The organism is Pseudomonas sp. PAMC 29040 (genome assembly GCF_003994535.1).
GTDB classification, from domain to species: Bacteria; Pseudomonadota; Gammaproteobacteria; order Pseudomonadales; family Pseudomonadaceae; genus Aquipseudomonas; species Aquipseudomonas paraversuta.
In genome coordinates this window covers 225,104-241,817 of sequence record NZ_RZAA01000003.1, presented here as the reverse complement: position 1 = coordinate 241,817, position 16,714 = coordinate 225,104, and the positions used below count along the sequence as shown (strand labels likewise).

At 60.9% G+C, this 16,714-nt stretch carries 16 protein-coding genes; 7 read left to right on the top strand and 9 right to left on the bottom strand.

What is annotated here, in order from left to right:
* Genes WG29040_RS06480 through greB form a run of 3 tightly spaced genes read left to right on the top strand, consistent with a single transcriptional unit; the run spans position 1 to position 3,720 of the window.
* Complete coding sequence (locus tag WG29040_RS06480) at positions 1–684, top strand: ABC transporter ATP-binding protein (RefSeq protein WP_003446806.1); 684 nt, start codon at positions 1–3, stop codon at positions 682–684.
* Complete coding sequence (locus WG29040_RS06475; RefSeq protein WP_127195884.1) at positions 684–3,188, top strand: ABC transporter permease; 2,505 nt, start codon at positions 684–686, stop codon at positions 3,186–3,188. Before WG29040_RS06480 ends, WG29040_RS06475 begins: the two co-directional genes overlap by 1 nt.
* Positions 3,189–3,222: 34 nt before the next feature.
* Positions 3,223–3,720: a transcription elongation factor GreB gene (gene greB, locus WG29040_RS06470; protein WP_010656996.1), complete on the top strand. Its 498-nt coding sequence runs from the start codon at positions 3,223–3,225 to the stop codon at positions 3,718–3,720.
* Positions 3,721–3,722: 2 nt separating this feature from the next.
* Here greB and WG29040_RS06465 read toward each other — a convergent pair whose 3' ends face one another.
* The 3 genes from WG29040_RS06465 to WG29040_RS06455 all read right to left on the bottom strand — a co-directional run bounded on the left by WG29040_RS06465 (position 3,723) and on the right by WG29040_RS06455 (position 6,368).
* Positions 3,723–4,031, bottom strand: coding sequence for a hypothetical protein (locus WG29040_RS06465; RefSeq protein WP_003446797.1), 309 nt, complete (start codon positions 4,029–4,031; stop codon positions 3,723–3,725).
* Positions 4,032–4,411: 380 nt separating this feature from the next.
* Entirely contained in the window at positions 4,412–4,846 is a 435-nt protein-coding gene (locus WG29040_RS06460) for a DoxX family protein (protein WP_010656997.1), read from the bottom strand.
* Positions 4,847–4,949: 103 nt separating this feature from the next.
* Positions 4,950–6,368 carry a transglycosylase SLT domain-containing protein gene (locus WG29040_RS06455; RefSeq protein ID WP_037001933.1) on the bottom strand — a complete coding sequence of 473 codons (1,419 nt, stop codon included), beginning with the start codon at positions 6,366–6,368 and terminating at the stop codon, positions 4,950–4,952.
* Between the two features lie 236 nt (positions 6,369–6,604).
* On the opposite strand from WG29040_RS06455, the gene WG29040_RS06450 reads away from it, so the two are divergent.
* From WG29040_RS06450 to WG29040_RS06440, 3 genes are all read left to right on the top strand, one after another.
* Positions 6,605–7,405, top strand: a complete 801-nt coding sequence (locus tag WG29040_RS06450; RefSeq protein ID WP_003446789.1) for a TatD family hydrolase — start codon at positions 6,605–6,607, stop codon at positions 7,403–7,405.
* Between the two features lie 161 nt (positions 7,406–7,566).
* Positions 7,567–9,048 carry a methyl-accepting chemotaxis protein gene (locus tag WG29040_RS06445; protein ID WP_127195883.1) on the top strand — a complete coding sequence of 494 codons (1,482 nt, stop codon included), beginning with the start codon at positions 7,567–7,569 and terminating at the stop codon, positions 9,046–9,048.
* Between the two features lie 118 nt (positions 9,049–9,166).
* Complete coding sequence (locus tag WG29040_RS06440) at positions 9,167–9,433, top strand: terminase (protein ID WP_127195882.1); 267 nt, start codon at positions 9,167–9,169, stop codon at positions 9,431–9,433.
* Here the strand turns inward: WG29040_RS06440 and WG29040_RS06435 are convergent, their stop codons facing one another.
* The 3 genes from WG29040_RS06435 to WG29040_RS06425 form a co-directional block, all read right to left on the bottom strand.
* Positions 9,434–10,231 carry an acyl-CoA thioesterase II gene (locus WG29040_RS06435; protein WP_127195881.1) on the bottom strand — a complete coding sequence of 266 codons (798 nt, stop codon included), beginning with the start codon at positions 10,229–10,231 and terminating at the stop codon, positions 9,434–9,436.
* Positions 10,232–10,323: 92 nt separating this feature from the next.
* Entirely contained in the window at positions 10,324–11,088 is a 765-nt protein-coding gene (locus WG29040_RS06430; RefSeq protein WP_127195880.1) for a CHAD domain-containing protein, read from the bottom strand.
* A 28-nt stretch (positions 11,089–11,116) separates the two neighbouring features.
* The gene (locus WG29040_RS06425; RefSeq protein ID WP_003446784.1) at positions 11,117–11,398 is read right to left on the bottom strand and encodes a hypothetical protein; all 282 of its coding nucleotides are present in this window, start codon (positions 11,396–11,398) and stop codon (positions 11,117–11,119) included.
* A gap of 248 nt (positions 11,399–11,646) precedes the next feature.
* Between WG29040_RS06425 and WG29040_RS06420 the strand changes: the two genes are divergently transcribed.
* Entirely contained in the window at positions 11,647–12,675 is a 1,029-nt protein-coding gene (locus tag WG29040_RS06420; protein WP_127195879.1) for a patatin-like phospholipase family protein, read from the top strand.
* On the opposite strand, the gene WG29040_RS06415 is transcribed toward WG29040_RS06420, so the two are convergent.
* The 3 genes from WG29040_RS06415 to kdpC form a co-directional block, all read right to left on the bottom strand.
* Positions 12,676–13,368 carry a response regulator gene (locus tag WG29040_RS06415; protein WP_003446780.1) on the bottom strand — a complete coding sequence of 231 codons (693 nt, stop codon included), beginning with the start codon at positions 13,366–13,368 and terminating at the stop codon, positions 12,676–12,678.
* Between the two features lie 36 nt (positions 13,369–13,404).
* Positions 13,405–16,071 (bottom strand): sensor histidine kinase KdpD, encoded by a 2,667-nt coding sequence (locus tag WG29040_RS06410; protein ID WP_003446778.1) that lies wholly within the window; start codon positions 16,069–16,071, stop codon positions 13,405–13,407.
* 75 nt (positions 16,072–16,146) lie between these two features.
* The gene (kdpC, locus tag WG29040_RS06405; RefSeq protein ID WP_127195878.1) at positions 16,147–16,698 is read right to left on the bottom strand and encodes a potassium-transporting ATPase subunit KdpC; all 552 of its coding nucleotides are present in this window, start codon (positions 16,696–16,698) and stop codon (positions 16,147–16,149) included.
* Between the last annotated feature and the right edge of the window lie 16 nt (positions 16,699–16,714).

Sequence of the window (16,714 nt, the reverse complement as noted above, 5' to 3'; positions counted from 1 at the left end):
ATGGGCGAAAGTATTCTCACCGCGCAGAACCTTAGCAAAGTGGTCCCCAGCGCGGAAGGCGAACTAACCATCCTGCACCCTTTGAGCCTTGAGCTGAACAAGGGCGACAGTCTGGCGATCGTGGGCGCATCGGGCTCCGGAAAATCCACCCTCCTGGGCCTGCTGGCCGGCCTCGACCTGCCAAGCCAGGGCGAAGTGATTCTGGCCGGACGTGCCCTCAGCAGTCTGGACGAAGATCAGCGCGCACGCGTCAGAGCCGAACACGTCGGGTTTGTGTTCCAGTCATTCCAGTTGCTCGACAGCCTCAATGCGCTGGAGAACGTCATGTTGCCGCTGGAGCTCGAGGGCCGTAGAGATGCTCGCGAGCACGCCCGCCACCTGCTGGAACGGGTCGGCCTGGGGCAACGCCTGAGCCATTCGCCGCGCCAGCTTTCCGGTGGCGAACAGCAACGGGTAGCCATAGCCCGGGCATTTGCCGCCAACCCGGACGTACTGTTTGCCGATGAGCCCACCGGCAATCTGGACAGTCACACCGGTGAGCGCATTACCGAGCTGCTCTTCGAATTGAACAAGGAGCGTGGCACCACCCTGGTGCTGGTGACCCACGATGAACGCCTGGCCCATCGTTGCCGGCGCCTGATCCGTCTTGAAGCCGGCCATTTGGTCGGCCCCCTGGAGCCTTGATGGCACGCTTGCCGCTGTTGCGCCTGTTCAGCCTCGCTGTGCGCCAGCTCCTGCGCGATGCCCGCGCCGGGGAGTTACGCGTGCTGTTTTTTGCGCTGCTGGTCGCCGTCGCCGCCAGCACGGCCATCGGCTATTTCGGTGCCCGCCTCAATGGCGCGATGTTACTGCGTGCCACCGAGTTTCTGGGCGCCGACCTGGTGCTCGATGGCAGCTCACCGGCACGTGAAGAGCAAATCAGGGTGGGCAGGGAATTGGGCCTGCAGCACGCCCGGGTCGTGGAGTTTTCCAGTGTCATCGCCACTGACAACGGCATTCAGCTGTCCAGCATCAAGGCGGCTGACAGTGCTTACCCCTTGCGGGGCGAGCTGAAAAGCGCAGCGCAACCCTACGCCGAGGAACAACCCGGCGGTGGCCCCGCGCCCGGGGAAGCCTGGGCAGAAGCCAGACTGCTGACGGCCCTGGACCTGAAAGTCGGCGACCCCATCGATGTCGGCTCCAAAACTGTGCGTATCACCCGCGTCCTGACCTACGAGCCAGACCGCGCCGGCAACTTCTACAGCCTCACCCCACGGGTACTGATCAACCTGGACGACCTCGCCGCCACCGGTATCGTACAGCCCGGCAGCCGGGTCAGCTTTCGCGAACTGTGGCGCGGTGACGCCCCGGCTCTTGAATCCTATCGCCAGGTCATCAAACCCGGCCTCGACGCCAACCAGCGCCTGCTGGACGGGCGTGATGGCAACCAGCAGATTGGCGGCGCGCTCGGCAAGGCCGAACGTTATCTGAATATGGCCAGTCTGGTGGCGGTGCTGCTCTCTGGCGTCGCAGTGGCGTTGTCTGCAACCCGCTTTGCCAATCGCCGTTTTGATGCCAGCGCCCTGCTGCGCTGTCTGGGCCTGTCCCGGCGCGAAACCCTCTGGCTGTTTACCCTGCAACTAACGGTACTCGGCTTGCTGGCCAGCCTTGCGGGGGCTCTGCTCGGCTGGGTGGCGCAGCTTGGTTTGTTTGCACTGTTGCATGATTTATTGCCTGCCGATGTGCCGGCCGGCGGCCTGATGCCGGCCATTGCCGGGATGGGTACCGGGCTGGTAGCACTGGCCGGTTTCGCCTTGCCGCCACTGGCTGCGCTGGGGCGCGTCCCGCCGCTACGGGTATTGCGCCGTGACATATTGCCGATCCCGGCCAGTACCTGGACGGTTTACGGCGCCGCCTTGCTGGCACTCGGGCTGATCATGTGGCGCATGAGCCTCGATCTGGTGCTGACGTTCGCCCTGCTCGGCGGTGGCATAATTGCCGCGCTGGTGCTCGGCGGTCTATTGCTGCTGGGCCTGCAAAGCCTTCGCCGCCTGCTGGCCGGGGCCTCGTTGCCGTGGCGTCTGGGGCTGGGCCAGTTACTGCGCCATCCACTGGCCGCTGCCGGTCAGGCCCTGGCCTTTGGCCTGATTCTACTGTCTATGGCGTTGATTGCCCTGCTGCGTGGCGAGCTGCTCGACACCTGGCAAAACCAGTTGCCCAAAGATGCCCCCAACTACTTCGCCCTGAACATCCTGCCAGCGGATAAAGACGCGTTCAGCAAGCGCCTGCACGAACTGCAAGCGCAGGCGGCGCCACTGTACCCGGTGGTGCCCGGACGCTTGATCAGTATCAATGGCGAGCCCGTGCAGGAACTCGTCAGCAAAGACTCCCCTGGCGACAAAGCGATCCAGCGCGACCTGAGCCTGACCTGGGCCGCCGACCTGCCTGCCGGCAACCAGCTGACTGCGGGCACATGGTGGACAGCTCAGCCGGGGGGCGATGTACCCGGTGTGTCAGTGGAGGCAAAAGTAGCCGAAAGCCTGAAACTCAAACTGGGCGATCACCTGGTCTTTACCGTTGCCGGGGTAAATCGCGAGGCCCAGGTCAGCAGTTTGCGCAGCATCAACTGGGACAATTTCCAGCCGAACTTCTTCATGATCTTCCAGCCGGGCACCTTGCAGGACTTGCCCGCCACCTATCTCACCAGCTTTTATCTGGCCCCGGGCCATGACCGGGAAATCATCGATCTGTCGCGCAGCTTTCCGGCCGTGACCATTCTGCCTATCGAAGCCCTGCTGGCGCAGCTGCGCAGCATCCTTGCGCAAGTCACCATCGCCGTGGAATACGTGCTGCTGTTTGTCCTGGCTGCCGGTATGGCAGTGCTGTTCTCCGGTTTGCAGTCCACCCTGGACGAGCGTATCCGCCAAGGCGCCTTGCTGCGGGCCCTGGGGGCAGAACGGCAACTGTTGATCAAAACCCGGCGCATAGAGTTCGGCCTGCTGGGTGCTACCAGCGGTTTACTGGCCGCCCTGGGCACCGAGCTGGTGAGCCTGGTGCTGTATCGCTTCGCCTTCGACCTGCCATGGCATCCACACCCGTGGTTGCTGGTGCTGCCTGTACTAGGGGCATTGATGGTCGGTGGTGCCGGGGTGTTTGGCACCCGCCGGGCACTTAATGCCAGCCCGCTAACCGTGTTGCGCGAGGGCTGATAGACTCGCGTTTTTCATATGCCAACGGATGCCCATGAGCCGCTATCGCCCTCCCCGCCCTGCCGGCACCGCGCTGATCACCCCCGAAGGTGAAGCGCGAATGCGTGCCGAGCTGCACGAGTTGTGGCACGTGCGCAGACCGCAAGTCACACAGTCGGTCAGCGAGGCTGCGGCCCAGGGCGATCGTTCGGAAAACGCCGAATACACTTACGGCAAAAAAATGCTGCGCGAAATCGACAGTCGCGTTCGCTTTCTGACCAAGCGTCTGGAAAGCCTCAAGGTCGTCAGCGAAAAGCCCAGTGACCCGAACAAGGTTTACTTCGGGGCATGGGTCACGATTGAAGATGAAGACGCAAAGCAGTCGCGCTACCGCATCGTCGGCCCCGACGAGCTGGACCTCAAACAGGGCCTGATCAGTATCGACTCGCCCCTGGCCCGGGCGCTGATCGGAAAATCGCTGGATGCTGAAGTACAGGTGCAAACACCCACCGGTGAACAGTGGGTGTACATCGTGGCGATTGAATATCCCTGAGTTCAGCGCAGAGTGATCAGGCCCTGACGCGACACACGGGTAAGGTTGCCAATCACCAGCTCGGCGTTCTCGGCACTGGGGGATTGAATCACTGCCAGATCGAAGCTGTTGCTGGCAAAGCGTGCCAGGCTGTCACCTTCTTCGACAAACTGAATCAGAAACGCCGAAGCCCGGCCTTTGCGACGCGGCCAGCCGTCCAGATAACGCAGCAGCGTAGGCTGATGTTTACCGCTCAGAAGGATTTTTGGATTGCGCAGGTTCAGATTGGCCGTGATCGGCTCAAGACGTACAAGGGGACGCGTCTGACTCATGTTTCGGTTCTCCGCCTCAAGGTTCTGCGTGGCAGGTGAGAGGCAACACCGAACCAGCGCTTTAGCGGTATTTCGAGGCCTGCTTCAAGCCTCTTAGAAGGTCTTGCAACCCTCTGGCGCCCCGCAAGTAGCTGTTTAAATCGGCGCAAGAAAACATCCTAGATAAACCGGCTTGTAGCTGTCAACAATCCTGTACAACGAAAAAGGCCCGCTTGCGGCGCAATGCTGTTCACACAAGTAAACCCTGCCTTGCCGGAGCAACCTTGTCTCGCGATGTTCTCGAGAACATCGCGAGACAAGCTCGCTCCTACAGTTGAGACAGCAGTGGTTCAAGTGAACAGCATTGCGCTTGCGGCGGGCCTTTTAGTGAACGTTGCACTTTATTTGGCGATAGCACCATCGATGGACAACTTGCCCGCGCCTTCCAGCAGCACGGCCACCGTACCGCCCAACAGCGCCAGGGCAAACTCATAACCATTGTTGGCCATGAACAAACCGTTATGGATATGCACCGAGAAAATCGCCACCAGCAAGGTGAATGACAGGCCCAGGGCTGCCGGACGGGCCAGCAAACCGACAATCAGGGCCAGGCCGCCAAAAAACTCGGTGCCGCCAGACAGCAGTGCCATCAAGGTGCCCGGCGTCAGGCCAATGCTTTCCATCCATTGCGCAGTACCGGCAAGTCCACCACCACCGAACCAGCCGAAGAGTTTTTGTGAGCCATGGGCAGCAAAAATAATGCCCACGAAAACCCGCAACACTGTCAGGCCATAGCCTGCACGGGTGCCCAAAACGGTTTGGATCAATTTGCTCATGCTGTAGTCCTTTAGATCATCAGGTGGGGAATGCTCGCCATACTAATCAGTTTTCATCATGTTAAAAGTCGAATAAACCCGACATAACAATCAAATTATCCGATCATTTCCGGGAGACCAGCTCAGGCTTTACTGGCTCCAGCGAGTCACGCTCCCGGTCAAAGGCCAAATAGTATTTATTCACACTATTAACATAGCTGACCGCACCCATTCCAACCTGCTCCATGGCAATCCGCTCGACCTGGAAGAACCATTGATCAGGGTTCAAACCACGCCGCCTGGCCTCGGCCCGCATGCCCTGCACCCGTTCCGGGCCCATGTTGTAGGCCGCCAGCACAAAAGCCATGCGCTCACGCTCATTGAGCTTGGGGCTGGCAAAGAACTTGCGGCGGATCATCGCCAGGTACTTGGCCCCTGCTTGCACATTGTTATCTACATTCTGAATGTTGCTGACCCCCACTCTCTGGGCAGCCGAAGGGGTAATTTGCAGCAACCCCGTAGCCCCGCCAGAGCCCCGGGCATCAGGGTCAAGGGTTGACTCCTTGAACGCCAGCGCCGCCAGGTTCAACCAGTCCATCCCCTGCTGGCGCGCATGCTTTTGCAGAATCGGCCGCAGCTTTTCAAGCTTCTGGCGATCGGCCCGGGCCAACGGGTAATGCACCCGATACAAGCGTCGGTACACCCGCTCGAAGGCTACGTCCTGATCGGACGGGGCCTTGTAGCTCAGCACAAAGCGGTCAATGCTGGCACGCAACATCGATGCATCACGGCGCACATACCAGCGCATGGCAGCAGGCTCGCTGACCAGTACCTTGCGGTCAAAACGCAGCTTGGGCATCAAGGTCGCCCAGCGTTCGGCAATAGGTCGCTCAACAATGGTCAGATGAAAAATACCGGCCTGAACCATCTCCAGCACATCTTCGACGGCCAAGCTGGGGTCCACCCATTCGATTTTTACCGCCGGCAGTTTTCGCAGGGCCAGCTTCTGATTGATCATGTTGACCGCCGCTCCGGCTGCGCTGCCGGTGGTCAATGTCACAGTCCGGCCTGAGAGCTGTTCGAAACGGCTGAACCTGCGCTCACCCTTGACCCCCACCAGCAGCAAAGGCACGTCATCGACGATCGGGTCGCTGGGGCTGATGGCATGGTTGGCTTTAAAGTCGAGCAACTCGCCCGGGGCTACCAGATCACCTTCACCACGGGACAAGGCGCCCAGCAGTTGATCCTTGGCTTTGGGGATGATTTTGAGGGTGATTTCCTGGCCATCGCGGGCGTGGCCATTGAGGTAGCGCTCGAATGCGTGCAACCGATGATATTCAACACCGATCGCCTGGCCTTGCACCTCTCCCGAGCTATTGCGGCTTTGGTTGACCAGCACCCGTAACACCTGACTGCTGCGGATTTGCGCCAGATCGCGGACCTGACTGGGCTGCCCGACCTGTAACGGTCCGGCCAGGCGCGCCAGTACCGGTAGTGGCAGCAGCATCAGGCACAGCGCAATCAATAGTGTTGGTCTTGTCATCCGTTCTCCGGAAAGAATACAGCCCGGCGCCGTGTCGGATTACCCGACAACCGGTGCCCCTTTTGGGGGATTTAAGCGCTGGGAACAGCGCGCAATACAGTCAATGCGTCCTGTAGAAAACCGGGCATTGCGTTGTTGCGGCATTCAAAGACAACCATAACTGTCTGTAGTTCTTGGTTTTTCTTATAAATCTACAGCTCTGATATGCTTCTCGGCCTGTGGCCTGAGGTAGCACCATGCAACTCATCGATATCGGCGTCAACCTGACCAACCCTAGCTTCGACGGCAAACACCAGGCGGTTTTAGACCGTGCTTACGCAGCTGGCGTGGCGCAACTGATCCTCACGGGCACCAGCATTGAAGGCAGTGAACTGGCCTTGCAACTGTGCCGCGAGCTTGACCAGAGCGGTCAGCGACTGTTCGCCACGGCGGGGATTCACCCGCACTCGGCCAGTGACTGGAACAGCGACAGTGCCCAGCGTTTACTGGCCCTGCTCAAAGACCCCAACGTGCGTGCCGTGGGTGAATGCGGGCTGGACTTCAACCGCGATTTCTCACCGCGCCCGCAACAGGAGAAAGTGCTGGAAGAACATCTGGCGCTGGCGGTAGAGCTGCAGTTACCGGTGTTCCTGCACGAACGTGATGCCAGTCAGCGTCTGCTGGAAATCCTGCGCAACTATCGCGACCACTTGCCCGCTGCCGTGGTGCACTGCTTTACCGGAGAAAAGAAGGCGCTGTTCAGCTACCTGGACCTGGACTTGCACATCGGTATCACGGGCTGGATTTGCGACGAGCGCCGCGGTACCCATTTACACCCATTGGTGCGGGATATTCCCCGGGGTCGCCTGATGCTTGAAAGCGATGCGCCGTACTTGTTGCCGCGGACCTTGCGACCAAAACCGAAAAATGGTCGTAATGAACCGGCTTATTTAACAGAAGTTCTGCGGGAAGTGGCGGTGCATCGGGAAGAGAGCGAACAGGACCTGGCCGAACATACGACGGCATGCGCGCGGGCGTTTTTTGGATTGCCGGGTTAGCAGCAAGCCTCAAACCTGTAGCTTGCAGCCTCCCATACGGGCAGTTAGATCAACAACAAAACAACAGTATCCTTGACCCATATCAGCAGGTCTTCCTCGGGTAGCGGCACAATGATGGCACCTTGCCAATATTGTTTCCGCAAAATCAGAGAAGACCTTCCATGGGTACCTGGCTTAGCAACATCTCGCTCAAATACAAATTCTGGGCCGTCAATGCGGTGGCTTTCATCACTACGTTGCTGCTGGTGCTGTACGCCGTACAGCTTGAGCAGCAATCGCGCGGTGAAGCTGCTCAGGCCAGCGCCCGGGCCCAGGCCCATCTGCTGGCTGCATGGCCCGCCGGTCAGGCGCTGCCTGTAGCCAGTCATGTCTTGCTGTTACCAACCGATAAGGCCCCCAATCTTGATCCGCGCTCACTCGGGCAACTGAACAATGGCAATGGCTGGGTTTCTATCAATGCCATGCCACTGTTCGGGCAAAATCCGTTGCTGGGCGCCGAGGTGGTGACCCGCGGCGACAACCAGAAAATCGCGGTGCTGGCCTATGCCCCCAGCCTGGCGCAGGTATTCATGGAGCGCCTGCCCAACTATGCAGGGGCTGTGCTGATTCTGATGCTGGCGATGCTCGGCGCCTCGCAATTGCTGATCCGCTTTTTGCTCAGCCAGCTCAATACCCTCAAGGATGTGATGCTGCATGTCGAGCAAACGGGCGACTTGTCTGCCCGTGTACCCCTGGCCTGTACCGATGAAGTCGGGCAAATGGCCAGCGCCTTTAATGCCATGCAGGCCGGCTACCAGCGCGTGGTGCATACCGTCGCCGACACTGCCGCGCAACTGGACGCCGGCGCCGAGCGCCTGGCCAGCAGCATGGATGAGGTACGCCAGGGCATGCTCGGCCAGCAGAGCGAAACCGATCAGGCGGCCACTGCAATCAACCAGATGTCAGCCACTGTTTTCCACATCGCGCAGCACGCCGGCGCTACCCGCGACCTGTCTCAAACCGCCGATGACCTGGCCGGTAGCGGGCAGCAGGTGGTCAGTCGCGTGCAGCAATCCATCGCCAGCCTGTCCACCGGGGTGCAAACAACCGCCGAGATGATTCAGCAACTCGCCCAGGACAGCCAGAAAATCAACAGTGTGGTCGGCGTGATTCACAGCATTGCCGAACAAACCAACCTGTTGGCGCTAAACGCCGCAATTGAAGCTGCCCGCGCCGGAGAAATGGGCCGGGGGTTTGCAGTGGTCGCCGATGAAGTGCGACATCTGGCCAAGCGCGTCCAGACCTCCACTGACGAAATCACCGCAATGGTATCGGCCCTGCAGGCAGGCACCCGGGACGCGGTGGACTTTATGCAGGAAAGCTCATTCAAGGCCGATGACTGTGTACAGCAAGCCCAGGAAGCCGGGGTAGCCCTGGCCGAGATCACCCGCGCAGTGGCGCAAATGCGCGAAAGCAACACCCAGATCGCCGTTGCCGCGGAGCAACAGAGCCAGGTCGCAGAAGAAATGAATCGGGCCGTGGTCAGCATCCGCGACGTTACCGAAAACACCGTGCAGCAAACCGTAGATTCCGCCACCACCAGCAACCAGCTGGCGACTCTGGCTGGTGAGCTGAATCGGGCCATCGGGCAGTTGAAACTATAGAAAAGACCCTATCGGGCCAATAGCCACAGTTGATTCGCCCCGCCCGCAACCCGGGCTTATGCTTTGTTCATAGGGTTCAGCCAAGGCTGAACCTCTGAATAAAACAAGGAGAGCAATCATGGGCAAACGTCACCCCAACCTGCCGGCCTGGCAATGGCGCTCCAACCCGCAGAGCCATCAAAGCTCCGCGCATCAGGCACTCAACCTGATCGCAATACCCATGATGGTGCTGGCTTTTCTGTTGCTGGTATCCGGCGTATTCAGTGAAAACGCCGTAAGTGCCAGCATCGGGCTGCTGGCCTTGTTCGCAGGCATGGCGTTGCAACACCAGGGGCGCAAGCTCGAAGCCAGGGCCGGGAATGCGCAACGCAGCCAGACATTTTGACTAACCGAACACCGCTACCGTCTGGCGGCTGATCGCAACCAGTTCGCCATTGGGCGCCCACAGATTGGCCGCCACATGACCGTAGCCGTCACGGGCATGCTCAATCACTGCCAGGTACTGACACCATTCAAGCGTGCTGACTTGTGGCAGGGGCTGCACAAACTCGATGGTCCAGGTCAGCGTGCTGCCCGCTGTAGGTTTGTTCAATAACGGCAGCAATGCAGGTGGCCAGGTATCGACCAGGGCCAGCAAATGGGTTTCAGTCAGCGGCTCGTCCTTGACATCACCGGCAAAACGCACCCAACCACCCATCTCCCGTGTGCCACGCCCGGTGAAAGGCAGCGCACCCACGGCCCAGGCCATGGACATGTGCCGCATGAACTCCGGGGTCACGCCCTTGATATAGGGCAGCAACGGGCTGTCTTCAGGCGCCTTGATCTGCGGCGCGGGCACTCCTTCGAGGTTGATGACCGACTCGCGCGGGGCACCAAAACTGCCTTGCACCAGGGTCACGACCTGACCATTCTGCACCGCCCGCCCCAGGACCTGGCTGACCGCCTTGCCTTCACGCAGTACTTCGACTTCAAAACTGATCGACACATCCGGCTCGGCAGGGCCGACAAAGGTCACCGCCAGCGAACGCAAGGCACGCCCGGCGGGGACCTGCGCGCGCATGGCTTCGTACTGCAAGGCAACCATCAGGCCGCCGAAGCTGGCACGCCCCTGACCCCAGTCCGGGGTAATGGTGACGTCCAGTGGATTGCGGCGAACCGCTTCGACCAATTCACAAAACTGCATGAGCACCTCGATACAGAAAAATATGCAGCGATACTACTCATCCATCCGCCACTGCACAGTGTTGTATCCGCCAAATAGCCAGCCGAAAGGGCCTAGCGAAAACTGGCCGCGCTCAACTTGACCAGTGCCCGGTCTGCGCGCTTCTCGCCGCGAGCCAGCGCGGCCTGCCATTGCTCCACACAAGGCTGCAGGTCGGGCTGCTGCTCGGCCTGAACCAGCCACTGCCAGGCGTCATGCCATTCCCCCAGGGCCTTTTGCGCCTCCTTCAACCGGGCCAGTACCAGCACCGGCAAGCGATCCAGCTGTGGATAGGCTTCGGCGGCGTAACGCACGCGCTTGATCAGCAGCCGCACCCGATGCCGGTCATGCCCCGGATCATTCAGGGCCTTTTCCAGGGTCTGCCACTGTTTATCCAGAACCGTCCCGATCCGCTTGCGCAAGCCTTGCAGCAACCCTTCACGCTGAGCCGCGCGGATAAAGCGCGGGAAGACATCGAGGATCATCAGCAACTGTGCCAGTTGGGCACTGTCGGCCACCGCCGCATAACTGCCTGACAGCTGCTCCAGACGCCGCGCGGCCTGCACCCGATAGCCTTGCTGCTGCAAGTGCGCAGCCAGCACTTCAAGATCGCGCAGCGGCGTCGTCAGGAGACCTACCTGGGAGGCGGACATTTCCAGTTGCACCACGCCCGGCAAACCGCGCAACGGGCGCAACAGGCTGCGCAAACGACGTACCGTAGTACGCAAATCGTGCAGTGCCTCGGGATCGGTGTCAGCCTGCAAACGCGCCTGGCAGGCCAGCAACCTGACCTCCAGGCGCACAATTTTGCCGATTATCCGGTCTACCAATTGAGACATCCTTACCCTCCCCCTTCACCGCAACGGCTCAACGTCCTGCGCGGGATTCACGAATATAGAAACGCGCTTTTTCGGCTTTTGTGGTGCAGCCTTCAAAGGCTTCGAATTGTTGCTGGGTTTTCGCCCCGGTCAGTAACGACAAGGCTTTGGAATAACTGACAGTCCCTGCAAAACCTTCCGCCTTGGCCAGATCCAGCTCATGCCAGGCAGCGTCCAGCTGGGTAGCGCAACTGTCTCGATAAGCCGCTTTATTGCCCGCACAACCCGCCAGAGCCAATGCAATCAACGGTACACAAAGCCAAGCTTTCATAATGTTTCCCTCAAAAATTAATGTTCAGTGCAAACTCAGACGGGCAAGCGCCGTAAAAGTGCCTTGACCGGTGTGTGACTGTTGCTGCGACAGGCTTTTCAATCGGCCCACGCCGACTGAAAAGCGCGTCCGTGTAACGGCGAGCGATTGCCCTTACATCCTAGCTGGCCGGCGCCGATTTATGCCACAGCTGTCACTACAGGGCACAAAAAGGCATTGTGGACACCTGTCAGACGAAGGTTCGGTTCATGAAAAAACGTATTGCACTGGTATTAGGCTCCGGGGGTGCCCGGGGTTATGCCCATATCGGCGTCATTGAAGAACTTGAGCGTCGCGGTTACGACATTGCCTGCGTTGCAGGCTGCTCCATGGGCGCGGTCGTGGGCGGCATCTACGCCGCCGGCAAACTTGACCAGTATCGCGACTGGATTCAAAGCCTGGACTACCTGGATGTATTGCGCCTGGTCGATGTCAGCTTCCGGCTGGGAGCCATCCGCGGCGAAAAAGTCTTCGGCCAGATCCGCAATATCGTTGGCGAGATCAACATCGAAGACTTGCGCATCCCTTACACCGCAGTCGCTACCGACCTCACCCACCAGCAGGAAATCTGGTTTCAGGAGGGCTGCCTGCACCAGGCAATGCGGGCTTCGGCGGCAATTCCCAGCCTGTTCACCCCGGTGATGCAGGGCAACCGCATGCTGGTCGACGGTGGCCTGCTCAACCCTTTACCCATAGTCCCGGTGGTCTCCAGCCATTGCGACCTGATCATCGCCGTCAACCTGAACTCCACCCACCACAATAACTATCAACTTCCCGTCATCGAGCGCCCTGCAGCATTCAAGGGCCGCTTCGACAGTTTGATGAGCTCACTGGGGTCACACATTCCGTTTCGCACCAAACAGGCCGAGCACCTGTTGAACCTGGAACAGGAAATGCTCAACCCCCTGACCGAACAGCTGCCCGATCCCTGGCTCGAATCGGCCGCACCAAAAGCCCGGCATACTGGCGACCAGGGCGCCCCCAAGTCAGCCACCGGCTCGTTTATCATCGACAACGTCGGCCCCGCTTCGCTGCTGGACTTGATCAACCAGAGCTTCGAGGTGATGCAGACATCCCTGGCCCAATACAAGATTGCCGGTTACCCGCCGGATATCCTGATCAATGTGCCCAAACGCGTGTGCCGCTTCTTTGAGTTCTACAAAGCCCCGGAACTCATCGCTCTGGGCCGGCAAATCGCCAAAGACACGCTGGACCGCTACGAAAGTGAAGAGCACTAGTCAAACCCGGGTCAGCAGCCGATAACCGACGCCCGCTTCAGTGGCAATAAATCGCGGATGCGTCGGATCATCCGCCAGCTTTTGCCGCAGATGGCCGATCACGATGCGCAGGTAATGACTGTTTTCGATATGGGTCGGGCCCCAAATGTCCTTGAGCAATTGCTGCTGGGTGATCACCCGTCCCGGATGCCGTGCCAGTTGCGCCAGCACCGCGTACTCCTTGCGGGTCAGGGCCACTTCGACCCCATCAAGCAACACCCGGCGATAGGCCAGGTCAACCACCAGAGGGCCAAGCTCAATCGCCGCTTCTTGCGTCTCGCCTGCGGGGGCCTGGCGCAACAGAGCCCGGACCCGGGCCAGAAATTCCTGGATACCGAAAGGCTTGGTCACATAGTCATTGGCCCCGGCGTCCAGCGCCTGGACCTTTTGCACTTCACTGGCGCGCACCGAAAGCACCAGCACCGGCACGTTCGACCATTCGCGAAATTCGCGCAGCACCTGCTGGCCATCCATGTCGGGCAGGCCCAGATCCAGTACCAGCATGTCCGGCTGCTTTAACGCCGCCTGGCTCAAGCCATCAGCCCCAGTGGCAGCTTCCAGCACGTTGTAGCCCTGGGAGACCAGACTGATGCGCAAAAACTTGCGAATCTGCGGTTCATCGTCGATGACCAAAATAGTCGCGCCCTGGCTCATGGCATCACATCGCAGTAAAGGAATGGCCGAAGAATATCAGTGTTCAAGGCCGGACTCTTCCTGATCGAAGGCGGGCTGCTCGGGCAAGGGCAGGTACAGCGTGATACAGGTACCGCTGCCATCAATTCCGTCACCGACGGTAATTCGCCCCCCGTGGGCACCGACCATGCCCTGACAGATAGCCAGCCCGAGCCCGGTCCCCTGCCCGCCCCGATCGCCACGGGCGGCGGTGTAGAACATGTCGAAAATCTTCGCCCGCTCGTCCTCCGGGATGCCCGGGCCCTGATCGCTGACCGCAAACCACAGCTCCTGCTCATCGGCACCCGCTTGCAGCACCAATTGCCCGGCAGGCGGTGAGAAGCGTGCAGCGTTCTCCAGCACATTGATCAGTGCCTGCTCGATCAACGCCGCGTGGATGTGCAGCAACGGCAGTTGCGCCGGCACCTCTACCTTTACCTGCAGCGGTGCCAGCACCGCCCGCAGCCGATTCAGGGCACTGCCCACAATATCGGCCGGAGACACCCAGTCACGGGCCAGCTTCAACGCGCCGTGCCCCAGCCGGGTCATGTCCAGCAGGTTCTGAATGTAGCGGTCCAGACGCTCGGCTTCATCGCGGGTGGCTTCCAGCAGTTCGCGTCGATCCTGTACCGGTATCGACTCGCCCAGTGCCAGCAAGGTATCGATACTGCCCTGCATCGTGGTCAGGGGCGTGCGCAGATCATGGGACACTGAGGCCAGCAAGGCACTGCGCAGCTGCTCGGTCTCGCCGTGCAAACGCGCCGCTTCCAGATCCTGGGCCAAACGGGCCCGGGCCAGTGCCTGGGCCAGAGGTTGGCTCAGCGCCATCAACAGGCGACGATGTTGACCGCTGAGCGCCAGATTTCCCTTGGGGCACACCCCAAGCAAGGCCAGCGGCCCCTCTTCAGCGCTTAACGGCCACCACCACCAACGCCCCATGGGCAGCGTGCCGGTGCCCTTGCCGGAGGGCTGGTCGTGGGCCCAGGCCCAATCCGCAGCCGCGCGCTCGGCCTCGCTGAGCTGCAGGGGGCCGCCAGTCTCGACCTGCCAGCCAGCGTCGGGGTCCCGCTTGAGCAAACACACATCGAGCTCCTTCCAGCTGCTCAAATGCTGGGCCGCGGCATTGATCACCGCCTGGCGATCGGTAGCCGCAGTCAGCTTGCGCGACAGGTCGAGCAATTGCGTGGTTTCCTCCTGAGTCTCACGCAGCGCCTGCAACTGCCGTCGTTGCCGGGCCGCCAGATTGCCGGTAAGGGCTGCCATGAGCAAAAAGAACAACAAGGTCAGCACGTCTTCTTCGCGCTGGATGCTGAACGAGAAGTTGGGCGGGATGAACAGAAAGTCATAGGCCAGAAACGACAGCGCAGCGCAGGCCAGCGAGGGCCCCAGACTGCTGCGCACGGCCACCAGCAACACCGCCGCCAGAAACACCAGCGAAATATTGGGCAGCGCCAGCACACTGGAAACGCCCCAGGCCAGGGCACTGGCCAGGATGGTCGCCACCAGCGCCAGGCCATAATCGAACCACACCAGGGTGGGCACTCCACGGCTTGAAGCCGCAGTGGGCGACTGCTCATTGTCGAGCACGTTGATTTCCAGACCGTGGGCATCGCGCAGCAGCCGCGAAGCCAGCCCGCCGCCAAAGACCCGGCGGCGCCAGGTCAGGCGCGACTGGCCCACCAGCAACAGGCTGGCACGCCGCTCGCTGGCGTGCTGGATCAGCGTCCTGGCCACTTCACCGGCGCGCAGCAGCACCACTTCGCCCCCCAGGCGCTCAGCCAGCTGTTGCGCGTTTTGCAGACGCAGCCGTGACTGCTCGTCACGCACCGTGCCGTTGTCCACATGCACCAGACTCCAGGGCAGATGCCTGCGCTCTGCGACGCGGCTGGCGTGACGTACCAGGCGTTCGGCATGCACGTCGCCATCAATTCCCACCAGCAGGCGACCACGCAGCGCCGGAGCCGATTGCCCCTGCTGGCGATAGCCTTTGTCCAGCTCATCGTCGACGTAGACCGCTGCCGTCTGCATCGCCAGTTCACGCAGGGCGTTGAGGTTGGTCTGGGAGAAAAAGGCGTCGATCGCTGCCCGTGCCTGCTCGGGCACGTACACCTTGCCCTCGCGCAGACGCTCCAGCAGCTCCCGCGGCGGCAGGTCGATCAACAGCAGTTCGTAGGCTTCCTGGATGATCCAGTCGGGCAGGGTTTCACGCACCTGTACCCCGGTAATGCCGCGCACCCGATCATTGAGGCTTTCCAAATGCTGGACGTTGACCGTGGTATACACATCGATGCCCGCTGCCAGCAGCTCCTGGACATCCTGCCAGCGCTTGGCATGACGGCTGCCCGGGGCGTTGCTGTGGGCCAGTTCGTCCACCAGCACCAGCCCGGGTCTGGCCGCCAGCAAACCGTCGAGGTCCATTTCTTCGAGCTGCACGCCGCGATACTCCGAACGCAGCATCGGTTGCTGAGGCAGCCCGTTGAGCAATGCCTGGGTTTCGGCCCGGCCATGGGTCTCGACCACCCCCGCCAGCACCGTTACGCCCTGACGGACCTGGGTATGAGCCGCTTGCAGCATGGCGTAGGTCTTGCCCACGCCGGGGGCTGCGCCAAGGAACACCTTGAGCCGGCCACGGCCTGCCCGTGGCAAATCAGCTAACAGCGCATCGGCGCGACCGGAATCTGTCATGGAATTACCTATTGAATACATAAACCCCGCAGGAGCGAGCTTGCTCGCGAGCAAACTCGCTCCTGCGGGGTGCAGTCAGTTTTTAAGCTGAGCCAACGCCTGGTTCAGCAGCAATACGTTCACCACCGGCGGCCCCACCAGCGGCTGCTCGATATGTTGTTCCAGCAGCTGCTCTACCGTCTGCACCGGCAAATTACGCGCCGCAGCCACACGCACCAGTTGATAGCGTATTGCCTCAGGAGGCAAGTGCGGGTCCAGGCCACTGCCCGAGGTGGTCAGCAGCGCCAGGGGCACCGGGCCCTGATCGGCTACCACCAGCTGCGCAGCACTGTCCTTGACCCGCGTGGCCAGCGCCGGGTTGCTCGGCGCCAGGTTGCTCGCGGCACTGGACACCGTGGCAAACGCCCCCGCTGACGGGCGCGGGTGGAACCAGCCAGCCCCTGTGAAGTCCTGCGCGATCAGCGCCGAACCCAGGACCTGGCCCGCACTGTCGCGCACCAGGCTGCCATTGGCCTGTTGTGGGAACGCCAGCTGCGCGATCCCGGTAACGGTCAGCGGGTAGATCACCCCGGTGATCGCCGTCATCAACACCATCAGGCTCAGGGCCGGACGTAAAAGAGTCGCCATGATTGAGTCCTCTAAA